The 10,142-nt window shown below is 60.3% G+C and carries 10 protein-coding genes; 4 read left to right on the forward strand and 6 right to left on the reverse strand.

Going from position 1 to position 10,142, the window contains the following annotated elements:
* The first annotated feature begins 74 nt into the window (after positions 1–74).
* Positions 75–440, forward strand: a complete 366-nt coding sequence (locus FIV39_RS32185; RefSeq protein WP_090402010.1) for an antibiotic biosynthesis monooxygenase — start codon at positions 75–77, stop codon at positions 438–440.
* Here FIV39_RS32185 and FIV39_RS32190 read toward each other — a convergent pair.
* From FIV39_RS32190 to msuE, 4 genes are read right to left on the reverse strand one after another with little or no spacing between them, the layout of a single operon-like run.
* Entirely contained in the window at positions 429–1,532 is a 1,104-nt protein-coding gene (locus FIV39_RS32190) for a sigma-54 interaction domain-containing protein (RefSeq protein ID WP_090402012.1), read from the reverse strand. The two genes, FIV39_RS32185 and FIV39_RS32190, sit on opposite strands and share 12 nt — an antisense overlap.
* Positions 1,533–1,544: 12 nt before the next feature.
* On the reverse strand, positions 1,545–2,732 hold the full coding sequence (locus tag FIV39_RS32195) for an acyl-CoA dehydrogenase family protein (protein ID WP_090402014.1): 1,188 nt from the start codon (positions 2,730–2,732) through the stop codon (positions 1,545–1,547).
* A 55-nt stretch (positions 2,733–2,787) separates the two neighbouring features.
* Positions 2,788–3,927, reverse strand: coding sequence for an FMNH2-dependent alkanesulfonate monooxygenase (gene ssuD, locus FIV39_RS32200; RefSeq protein ID WP_090402016.1), 1,140 nt, complete (start codon positions 3,925–3,927; stop codon positions 2,788–2,790).
* Positions 3,928–3,936: 9 nt separating this feature from the next.
* The gene (msuE, locus tag FIV39_RS32205) at positions 3,937–4,500 is read right to left on the reverse strand and encodes an FMN reductase (RefSeq protein ID WP_090402018.1); all 564 of its coding nucleotides are present in this window, start codon (positions 4,498–4,500) and stop codon (positions 3,937–3,939) included.
* Positions 4,501–4,899: 399 nt separating this feature from the next.
* On the opposite strand from msuE, the gene FIV39_RS32210 reads away from it, so the two are divergent.
* From FIV39_RS32210 to FIV39_RS32220, 3 genes are all read left to right on the forward strand, one after another.
* Positions 4,900–5,169 carry a hypothetical protein gene (locus FIV39_RS32210; RefSeq protein WP_090402020.1) on the forward strand — a complete coding sequence of 90 codons (270 nt, stop codon included), beginning with the start codon at positions 4,900–4,902 and terminating at the stop codon, positions 5,167–5,169.
* A 234-nt stretch (positions 5,170–5,403) separates the two neighbouring features.
* The gene (locus FIV39_RS32215) at positions 5,404–6,564 is read left to right on the forward strand and encodes a cysteine desulfurase family protein (protein WP_090402022.1); all 1,161 of its coding nucleotides are present in this window, start codon (positions 5,404–5,406) and stop codon (positions 6,562–6,564) included.
* A gap of 39 nt (positions 6,565–6,603) precedes the next feature.
* Complete coding sequence (locus FIV39_RS32220; RefSeq protein ID WP_090402023.1) at positions 6,604–8,412, forward strand: aminopeptidase P family protein; 1,809 nt, start codon at positions 6,604–6,606, stop codon at positions 8,410–8,412.
* A 111-nt stretch (positions 8,413–8,523) separates the two neighbouring features.
* Here FIV39_RS32220 and FIV39_RS32225 read toward each other — a convergent pair whose 3' ends face one another.
* On the reverse strand, positions 8,524–8,805 hold the full coding sequence (locus FIV39_RS32225) for a hypothetical protein (RefSeq protein WP_027607138.1): 282 nt from the start codon (positions 8,803–8,805) through the stop codon (positions 8,524–8,526).
* Between the two features lie 163 nt (positions 8,806–8,968).
* Complete coding sequence (gene rhtA / locus FIV39_RS32230) at positions 8,969–9,856, reverse strand: threonine/homoserine exporter RhtA (RefSeq protein ID WP_090402025.1); 888 nt, start codon at positions 9,854–9,856, stop codon at positions 8,969–8,971.
* Positions 9,857–10,142 lie beyond the last annotated feature (286 nt).

Genomic DNA, 10,142 nt, shown 5'->3' on the forward strand with positions numbered 1-10,142 from the left:
TTGACTTAACTAGAGGTTTTACCCTGCATGGTATCGACTCGCAAGATTTTGCCTACATATAAAGGAGAGTGTTCATGCAGGTATCAGAGAAAAATCGCAGTTTCACTCAACTGATCGAGTTTCACATCGAACCCCAGCAACAAGTGGCGCTGGTGGCGGCCTTGTCGACCCAAAGCGAACGCCTGGCCCAGGACCATGGCGGCTTTATCAATGCGAGTGTGCAGGTCAGCGAAGACGGGCGGCGGGTGCTCAATTACCTGCAATGGCGCTCCCGCGAGGACGGCGAAGCGGCGTTCCAATGCTTTGAGCACGGCGAGGAAGATTTCTGGACGCTGATCCGCGCCCACCAGGCGACGGCCGTGACCTTTGGTTCGTTCCAGGTGCTGCGCAGTTTCGAGCGCAGCCATGACAACGCATTGCACTGCCGGCTAAATGGATAGGTGCAGCATGCGTTCGCCCTGCACGTTTTCCCTCGGCCGGCGCTTGTTCACCGCCAACTCGCCGATCTTGATCAGGCGCGTGCGCGTGACGTTGCGACTCAGGCCCAGCAGGTTGGCGGTGTGCACCTGGTTGTAATGGCTGAAACGGTAGGCGGCGCGCAATAGCGCGTCTTCGACCTTTTCATGCAGGGCGCCGGCCTGTTCTTCGAACAGCTTTTGAAACGCGCGCTCCAGCAAGGCCTCGGCGCTGTTGTCGGTGCCGTGCTGGCTGTCGTCCTGGCGCTCGATGCGCATGTTCGACAGGCGCAGGTCGTCGCGTTCGATCACGCCGTTACGGCAGATCAGCAGGGTGTGGTGAATCACGTTTTCCAGCTCGCGGATATTGCCCGGCCAGCTGTAGCTTTTGAGCTTGTGTTCGGCCTCGCGGCTGATGGTGATCGGGCCGTAGCCCAGGCGCTGGCTGTAGGCTTCGATAAAGTGTCGGGTCAGCGGCAGGATATCGCCGGGGCGCTCGCGCAGCGGGCTGAGTTCCAGACTGACCACGTCGAGGCGGTAGTAGAGGTCTTCGCGGAAATGCCCGGCGTTGATGGCCTTTTCCAGTTGCACGTTGGTTGCGGCCAGTACACGCACATCAATCGCAATGCTCTTACGCGAGCCCAGGCGCACCACTTCGCGCTCCTGTAGGACGCGCAGCAGCTTGACCTGGATGGGCATTGGCAAATCGCCGATTTCATCGAGGAACAAGGTTCCACCGTCCGCCTCTTCGAACCAGCCGGCCTTGGCACTCAGGGCGCCGGTAAACGCGCCTTTTTCATGGCCGAACAGCTCGGCTTCCACCAGGGATTCGGAGAACGCCCCGCAGTTCACCGCCACGAACGGCCGGTTACGCCGCGCACTGAGGTTGTGGATATGGCGCGCCACCAGCTCTTTACCGGTCCCGGTCTCGCCGATGATCAGCACGCTGGCTTCGCTGGGCGCCACTTGCTGGATATGGTCGAGCAGCGCCTTGGATTTCGGGTCTTCGAAGACCTGGGCCGTGGCGCGGATCGACGTCGCGAGGGCGGGCGAGGGCGGTAAGGTTAAAAGCTGCATGGGCACCTCTTTTTATGAGTAGAACGTCGGAATCGGCAGGGATTGGTTCAACGCCCAGTCCCCCAGTTCGTGGAGCTTGTAATCCACCGGGTCGTGCAGGGTTTGTGTGCGCAGGTTGCGCCAATGGCGATCCAGGCGCAGGGACGCGTGGGTGGAGCGCGCGCCGGTGACTTCAAACAGGCGGCTGCACAGGTCCAGGCCTTGGCGGGTGGCGGCGACCTTGGCGGTAGCGATGGCGATGGCCAGTTGGCCGCGTTCGTTTTCGCTGAGGTTGGGGCCTTTTGCCCACGCCTGGTCGAGCAGCTCAGCCGCGCGTTCCACCAACAGGCGCACACCCTCCAGGGCCACCCAGAATTCGCCGTAGTGATGCAGCACGTAAGGGTCCTGGCGCACGTCTTCGGCTGAGGATTTGTGCCAGGAACGGGTTTCGGTGAGCGTGTAGTTGCGCGCTTCTTCGAAGGCGCCTTCGGCGATGCCGAGGAACATATGGGTGAAGGTCAGCTGGGCGATCAGCGGGCGCAGGCAGGCAAAAGGCGTGCTCAGCGGGCCCGGGTCGAGCAGCAATTCCGACTCCTCGACGCGCACCCGTTCGAAGCTGGCGCTGCCGCTGTCGGTCTGGCGCTGGCCGATATTGTTCCAATCGTTGTGCAGGGTGATGCCACTGCGTCCGCTGGGGATGGCGGCGATCAGCAGCTTGCCGCCGGCGCTTTCATCCACCGCCGAGGCAATCAGCATTTCCGAGTCGCTGGCGCCGGAGCAGAAGCTCTTTTTGCCCGAGAACTCGCGCCAGCCGCCGAAGTCCTTGACCACCGTGCGTGTGTCCAACGGGTTGAGGGCGTTGCCCCAGAACCAGTTTTTGCGCGCGGTCTGTTCGAACCAGGGTTGCCATTGGTCCGGGCGCGAGAACAGGCGCACGGTGGCGAGCATCAGGTGATGAAAGCCGAAGACGTGGGCAATGGAGCTGTCGACCTTGGCGAACTCGCGCACGATGGTCAGGGTGTCACTCCAGCGTGCTCCGAGGCCGCCGTATTGAGTGGGAATGCTCAGGGCCAGCAGGCCGCTTTGGCGCAGGGCGTCACGTTCGGTCTTGGGGGTGCCACCGCGCTCGTCGCGTTCGACGGCGGTGAGGGCGAATTCGGCGGCCAGCAGTCTGGCGGTCTGCAACGGTGATGGCAGGACGCTATGGGGTTTGGCTGTCACGGGGTTTCCTCTTTATAAGCGGGAACGACCAACGCCGCTCCCGCCGCTGCGCCGATCAGGCCTTGGCTGGCAGAACATCGTTGGCAATCATTTCGCCGAACGGGCCAGTGAGGTTGGTGATGCCACGTCCGGCCAGGCTGGCATAGGGTTCCGGCAGCAGCGGGAACACCAGCTCGGCAAAGCGATAGGCTTCTTCCAGATGCGGGTAGCCGGAGAAGATGAAGCTCTCGATGCCCAGGTCGGCGTATTCCTTGATGCGTTCGGCCACTTGCTGTGGGTTGCCCACCAGTGCGGTACCGGCACCGCCGCGCACCAGGCCGACACCGGCCCACAGGTTGGGGGCGATTTCCAGGTTGTCACGGCGCCCGTCATGCAAGGCCGCCATGCGCCGCTGGCCTTCGGAATCAAAGCGCGAAAAGGATTTTTGCGCGGCGGCGATGGTGTCGTCGCTGATGTGCTCGATCAGCTTGTCGGCGGCTTTCCACGCGTCCTCTTCGGTCTCGCGCACGATCACATGCAGACGGATGCCGAACTTCACCGTACGGCCGTGACGGGCAGCGCGTTCACGCACATCCGCGAGTTTTTCGGCGACGGCGGCCGGCGGCTCGCCCCAGGTCAGGTATACATCCACCTGTTCGGCGGCGAGGTCGTGCGCGGCATCGGAGGAACCGCCGAAGTACAGCGGTGGATAAGGCTTTTGCACCGGCGGGTAAAGCGCCTTGGCGTTCTGCACACGCAGGTGTTTGCCTTCGAAATCCACTGACTCGCCCTGCAACACGCGGCGCCAGATTTGTAGGAATTCGTCGGAGACTTCGTAGCGTTCGCTGTGGTCGAGGAAGCTGCCGTCGCCGCGGTTCTCGTCGGGATCGCCGCCGGTGACCACATTGATCAGCAAGCGGCCGTTGGACAGGCGATCCAGGGTCGCCGCCATGCGGGCAGAAACGGTCGGCGAGATGATGCCCGGACGAATCGCCACCAGGTAACGCAGGCGTTCGGTCAGCGGCACCAGCGCCGAGGCGATGACCCAAGAGTCTTCGCACGAGCGGCCGGTAGGAATCAACACGCCGTAGTAACCCAGGCTGTCAGCCGCCTGCGCGACTTGCTTCAGATAATTGAGGGTGACCGGCCGTGCACCTTGGGTGGTGCCCAGGTAATGACCGTCGCCATGTGTCGGCAGAAACCAGAAAACATCCATGACCAATCCTTAAGCGATTTTCAGCAGAGAGGGGGAGTGCGCAGCAAACAACGGAGCTGCGCGTTCTGCCGCAAGGCGTATACGGCCCTTCAGGGGCTCACTGGTTATTTGGTAGTCGGTGAAATCGGCCTCGGTGGCGTACACGCCGATCGGCAGGGTCAGGGCCTGGAAGAAGCTGAACAGCGGACGCAGTTGATGGTCGAGAACCAGCGCGTGGCGTTCGCTGCCGCCGGTGGCTGCGAGTAATACAGGTGTGTCGATCAGGGCGTTGAGGCCAACCAGGTCGAACAGGTGCTTGAGCAGGCCGGGGTAGGACCCGCGATAGACCGGTGCGGCGACGATCAGCAGGTCGGCCTGTTCGATGGCCACCAGTTGGGCCTCGACCTCGGCGGGCAACTCATCGCGTGACAGTGCACCACCCAGGGGCCGGGCAATGTCGCCCAATTCGATCAGGGTGGTCTGGATCGGCAGCAAAGTCGCCAGTTCAGCCACTACGGCTTGGGTCAGCACGAGGGTACGGGACGGGCGCCAGGTTCCGCCGGAGAGGGCAACGACATTCAGGGGACGGGTCATGAACAGTTCCTTTATCAACAGTGGTTCATAGCAAGTGGAGTGCAACGTGTTGAGCAAGAGCTGTACCAACGGGTGCAGGCCTTGATCGGCGTGGGTTGCAGGTGCACTGCTGAAAAATGCTGCTGTTGTCTGACTGGTGATTTGTTGAATGGCTGTTGCCTGGTAAACAGTTGCGTGGCGAACAGTGCGGGTTCGGTGTAAGCCATTTATAGAGGGTTACATTTATTCCGTAAATGAACGTATTTCCATATTTATAGATCATAAAGAAATATATGGGGCTCGCTATAGAGGGGGCGTCGGCGGTTGATAGCGACTATCACGGACGGTGATTTTTCACCGTGCAAGGTCGGGAGTAGCCTGTGTTCATTGACTCGAAACCTTCTTTGCAGGGCTACCGCCATGAACCGATTTCTCGCTGTTTGCTTATTGATTGTCAGCGCCGTACTCGCCGGCTGTGCGAGCCATCCATCGCCAGAATTGCGTCCCTACACGGCCGAAGAGAGCAAGCAACTGGCCCTGGAAGCGCTGAGCCGTCGAGGCTTGTCGTTTGATGAATATCAACAGCAGCGCGCTGCACTGACCGGCCAGCCACAGAAGCCCTTCGGGTTTGATCGCCAGGGCGAAATGAACGCCGAGCGCAACGTGGTTTTGCATGGTCGTCCCAGTTGAGTCGGCACTGCGCAGCAAAAAGCCCGAGGCTTCCCTTAAAGGAACCTCGGGCTTTTTGTTTGCCATGGCACGACTTCAGCCTGTTAAGCTGAATTTCAGGAGCGTTCCTACGCACATTTACTTAAAGTTGTCCTTCTTTAATGGCATTTGATCCGGTAAACCTGACGACCTCTGTTCCGGCCGATGCCCCTGAGACGCTGCTCTCGGGAACCTGCTCTGCGAGTCTTAACTGTCATGAATAAACGTCCGCTGTATTTCGACTACGCCGCCACCACCCCGGTGGACGAGCGCGTCATCCAGGTGATGGTCGAGTGTCTGGGCTTCAACGCCAATTTCGGTAACCCCGCGTCCAGTTCCCACGCGTTCGGCCAAGCGGCGCGGCAAACGGTTGAGCAGGCGCGTCGCCAGGTGGCCGAGTTGGTGGGCGCACAGCCTGAACAGATCGTCTGGACCTCAGGCGCCACTGAATCCAACAACCTCGCGATCAAGGGCGTTGCCCAGGCGCGTGGTGTGGCGGGCGGGCATATCATCACCAGCCAGATCGAACACAAGGCCACGCTGGATACCGCGCGGCAGTTGCAGGAAGCCGGTGTGGCCGTGACTTACCTGGTGCCGGACGCCGACGGGTTGATCAGCGCCGACGCCGTCAGCGAGGCATTGCGTGAAGACACCTTTCTGGTGTCGCTGATGCTGGTGAATAACGAGCTGGGCACCCTCAATGACATCCCGGCCATCGGCGCGCGCGTCCGTGAGCATGGCGCGTTGTTGCATGTCGACGCGGCGCAGGGCGCGGGCAAGGTGGCGATCGACCTGGCGCAGTGGCCGGTGGACCTGATGTCGTTTTCCGCGCACAAGCTGTATGGCCCCAAGGGTATTGGCGCGCTGTATGTCGGACCCCGGGCGCAACAGAAAGTGTTGGCACAGATTCATGGCGGCGGTCACGAGGGGGGCTTGCGCTCCGGTACCCTGGCCACCCATCAGATTGCGGGCATGGGCGCGGCATTCGCCCTGGCAGCGGCGTCTTTTGCGCAGGAGAAGGCCGTCATTGTGGCCTTGCGTCAGCGCCTGCTGGAGCAGTTGGATACGCTCGGTGGCGTGCGCCTCAATGGCAGCCCTGCGCAGCGCATTCCTCACACCCTCAGCCTTACGTTCAGCGAAGGTGAATTTGACACTGCTGCGTTGAGTGCGGGCATCGCCTTTTCGGCGACCTCGGCATGTAACTCCGCCAGCAATGCGCCTTCCCACGTGCTGCTTGCGTTGGGCCTTGACGCACGTTCTGCCGGCCGCACCATACGCTTGAGCCTGGGCCGGTTTACCACCGAGCAGGACATCGACCAGGCCGTGCAATTGATCAAGGCCGCACTGGCCAGCGCACCGGCGTTCTGGGCCGTCTGATTTTTACATAACAATTATTAGTGGTTAGCAGGAGACACAATGAGTACGCAGCCCTTGACCCATGGAACGGTTCCCCAGCGCCTGGCGCACACCCGCGAACTGATGAGCCGCGAGGGCATTCACGCCCTGCTGGTGCCATCGGCTGACCCGCATTTGTCCGAATATTTGCCGGGTTACTGGCAGGGGCGTCAATGGTTGTCGGGGTTCCATGGCTCGGTAGGCACGCTGATTGTCACTGCGGATTTCGCCGGTGTCTGGGCCGATAGCCGTTACTGGGAACAGGCGACCAAGGAGCTCAAGGGCAGTGGCATTGAATTGGTCAAGCTGCAACCGGGCCAGCCCGGGCCGCTGGAGTGGCTGGCCGAGCAGACGCCGGAAGGTGGCGTGGTGGCGGTGGACGGTGCGGTGATGGCTGTCGCTTCGGCGCGCACCTTGGGCGCCAAGCTGGCAGAGCGCGGCGCGCGCCTGCGTACCGATATCGACGTACTCGATGCTGTTTGGAAAAACCGTCCGAGCCTGCCGAGCCAGCCGATTTATCAGCATCTGCCACCGCAAGCGACCGTCAGCCGTGGCGATAAACTTGCCGCACTGCGCTCCAGTTTGAAGGAGAAGGGCGCCGACTGGCACTTCATCGCCACCCTGGATGACATCGCCTGGCTGTTCAACCTGCGCGGCGGCGATGTCTCGTTTAATCCGGTGTTTGTTTCGTTTGCATTGATCAATCAACAACAGGCCACGTTGTTTGTGGCGCTGAGTAAAGTTGATGCAGACTTGCGCGCAGTGCTTGCGCAAGATGGCGTGACGTTGCGCGACTACAGCGACGTGGCGGATGCGCTGCGTGCGGTGCCATCGGGTGCCAGCTTGCACGTTGACCCCGCCCGCGTTACTGCCGGTTTGCTGGAAAACCTGGATGCTGGCGTCAAGCTGATCGAAGGGCTTAACCCGACCACACTGGCCAAATCCCGCAAGAGCCTGGCGGACGCGGAGCATATCCGCCGAGCCATGGAGCAGGACGGCGCTGCCCTGTGCGAATTCTTCGCCTGGCTGGACAGTGCGCTCGGTCGTGAACGCATCACTGAATTGACCATCGATGAACACCTGACGGCTGCGCGCACCCGTCGCCCCGATTATGTGTCGCTGAGTTTCAATACCATCGCGGCATTCAATGCCAACGGGGCCATGCCGCATTACCATGCCACCGAAGAAGAGCATGCGGTGATCGAGGGCGATGGCTTGCTGCTGATCGACTCGGGCGGCCAGTACCTGGGGGGCACCACGGATATCACACGGATGGTGCCTATCGGTACGCCGAGCGAGGAACAGAAACGTGACTGCACCCGTGTGCTGAAGGGCGTTATTGCCCTGTCCCGTGCACACTTTCCCAAAGGCATTCTATCGCCGCTGCTGGATTCCATTGCCCGCGCGCCGATCTGGGCTGAAGGCGTGGACTACGGCCACGGTACCGGGCACGGAGTAGGGTATTTCCTCAATGTGCATGAAGGTCCACAAGTGATCGCCTACCAGGCCGCCACCGCGCCGCAAACCGCGATGCAGCCGGGGATGATCACTTCGATCGAACCGGGCACCTACCGCCCTGGACGTTGGGGTGTGCGTATCGAGAACCTGGTATTGAACCGCGAAGCAGGCAAGACCGAGTTTGGTGAGTTCCTCTCGTTTGAAACCTTGACCTTGTGCCCGATCGACACCCGTTGCCTGGAGCCGTCGCTGCTCACAGCGGATGAGCGCGAGTGGTTCAACGCGTATCACGCCCAGGTGCGTGAACGCCTGAGCCCGCTGCTCAGCGGCGCTGCGTTGCAGTGGTTGCAGGTGCGCACGACGGCTATTTGACTCGTTGCGAATCGTCGTAGAACAGATCACGAGCTGCAATAATTTAGTTGCAGCGCCGCGAAGGGGGGGCAGGCATTTATATGAGCAGTCGCGGCTGACTGCTCGGGGGGATCACTTACAGATGACGATCATGCTGCGGCTGGTGTAGCCGGCAGGGTTGAGGCCGAAGGGGTAGTCCCCTGGCTCCTCGGAGTTGTCACCTGACTTGGCGATAACCCGGTAGCCCTTGGCGCCGCAAGAGTTGGTTGCACTGGTGTAGCACTGGTCCCAGGAAGAAGACAGGCCGGAACAGTTGATATGCAGCCCTTTTTTGCCGCGTTTTACTTCTGTCTTGGTAGTCGCGGCACAGCCAGCAATGGCCACGACCATTAACAGTATCAAAATTCGCTTCATTCCCATCCTTAATAGCCACTTCGCAATGTTCGAAGCCGGCTCTACTCGCTCTCGAGTGTAGCGTTCGCGCTGTCCCTGTCGAAAACTCCATGAATGACATTCGTTTGCAGTTTAAACATGGCCTAAATACGTGGCAAATACCAGAGCAACTTTCAAAGATGATTCAATCCGCCGGAACCAGCGGCTTTGAGTCATTGCGCATGGTCAGTGTCGCGCCTACCGAGGCCAGGATAATGCAACTTATGGCCAGCCATTGCGGTAGGGATAAGTGCTCCTGAAGGAAGAAAAGTCCTGAAAGTGCGCCGAAAGCAGGCTCAATGCTCATGAGCGTTCCGAAGGTGCGGGCGGGGAGGCGTGTCAGCGCGACCATCTCCAGGGTGTAAGGCAGGGCAGTGGACAGAATCGCGACACCGATGGCGATCGGAATCAATGCTGGGGTCAGTAATGCGGTGCCAGCATGGACGATGCCGATGGGCGCAACAAACAGGGCCGCGATCATCACGCCCAGGGCGGCGGTCTGGACGCCGTTGTCGTTACCCGCTTTTTGTCCGAACAGAATGTAGAGTGCCCAGCAAACACCCGCACCCAACGCATAGGCCGCGCCGACCAGGTCGATTCCGCTGCTGGCTTCCCCCGTGGGAATCAACAGGAGTAGGCCGACGATCGCGAGGGCTATCCACAGGAAGTCTACCGCTCGGCGCGACGCGTAGATTGCGACGGCGAGCGGTCCGGTGAATTCAAGGGCTACGGCAATGCCCAAGGGAACGCTACGCAAGGACATATAGAAGAGGAAGTTCATGCCGCCCAGAGCCATGCCATAGACGATCACGGTGCGCAGGGATTTTGCGGTCAGCTTGGCGCGCCATGGTCGCAATATGAGCAACATGATCACGCTGGCGAAGATCAGGCGCAGGGTTGTGGTGCCTTGTGCTCCGACAATCGGGAACATGCTCTTGGCCAGTGAGGCCCCGGACTGGATGGAGGCCATAGCGATCAACAGCAGGCCGACCGGAAACAATGCCGAGGCCAAACTGCGGGGGGAGGTGGTCATTGGGGTGTTCGTCCGAGGTCATATTCGAGAAGCAGGGGCCGCTATGATGCTTAACTGTTCGAATTTGAGCAATATATTGCTCAAATGACGAGGTTAACCTTCTATATATAGAGGGATTTAAAGGTTAGTAGGCACTTTGATAGAAAAACCAAATTAAGTGTTGACGGCAGATTCTGGAAGTCTATAATTCGCCCCACTTCCGGCGCAGTCGAAACGTAAAACTCCTTGGTAAACAAAGAGTTATGCAGGATTAGACAGCGATTTGCTTCAGTTCATCGAAGCCGCG

It is taken from the genome of Pseudomonas grimontii (genome assembly GCF_007858185.1).
GTDB classification, from domain to species: Bacteria; Pseudomonadota; Gammaproteobacteria; order Pseudomonadales; family Pseudomonadaceae; genus Aquipseudomonas; species Aquipseudomonas grimontii.

Excerpts from the sequence above, each read along its gene's own strand:
- FIV39_RS32185 (WP_090402010.1), top strand. The coding sequence starts at position 75 with ATGCAGGTATCAGAGAAAAATCGCAGTTTCACTCAACTGATCGAGTTT.
- FIV39_RS32190 (WP_090402012.1), bottom strand. The coding sequence starts at position 1,532 with ATGCAGCTTTTAACCTTACCGCCCTCGCCCGCCCTCGCGACGTCGATC.
- ssuD (WP_090402016.1), bottom strand. The coding sequence starts at position 3,927 with ATGGATGTTTTCTGGTTTCTGCCGACACATGGCGACGGTCATTACCTG.
- msuE (WP_090402018.1), bottom strand. The coding sequence starts at position 4,500 with ATGACCCGTCCCCTGAATGTCGTTGCCCTCTCCGGCGGAACCTGGCGC.
- FIV39_RS32210 (WP_090402020.1), top strand. The coding sequence starts at position 4,900 with ATGAACCGATTTCTCGCTGTTTGCTTATTGATTGTCAGCGCCGTACTC.
- FIV39_RS32215 (WP_090402022.1), top strand. The coding sequence starts at position 5,404 with ATGAATAAACGTCCGCTGTATTTCGACTACGCCGCCACCACCCCGGTG.
- FIV39_RS32220 (WP_090402023.1), top strand. The coding sequence starts at position 6,604 with ATGAGTACGCAGCCCTTGACCCATGGAACGGTTCCCCAGCGCCTGGCG.
- FIV39_RS32225 (WP_027607138.1), bottom strand. The coding sequence starts at position 8,805 with ATGAAGCGAATTTTGATACTGTTAATGGTCGTGGCCATTGCTGGCTGT.
- rhtA (WP_090402025.1), bottom strand. The coding sequence starts at position 9,856 with ATGACCACCTCCCCCCGCAGTTTGGCCTCGGCATTGTTTCCGGTCGGC.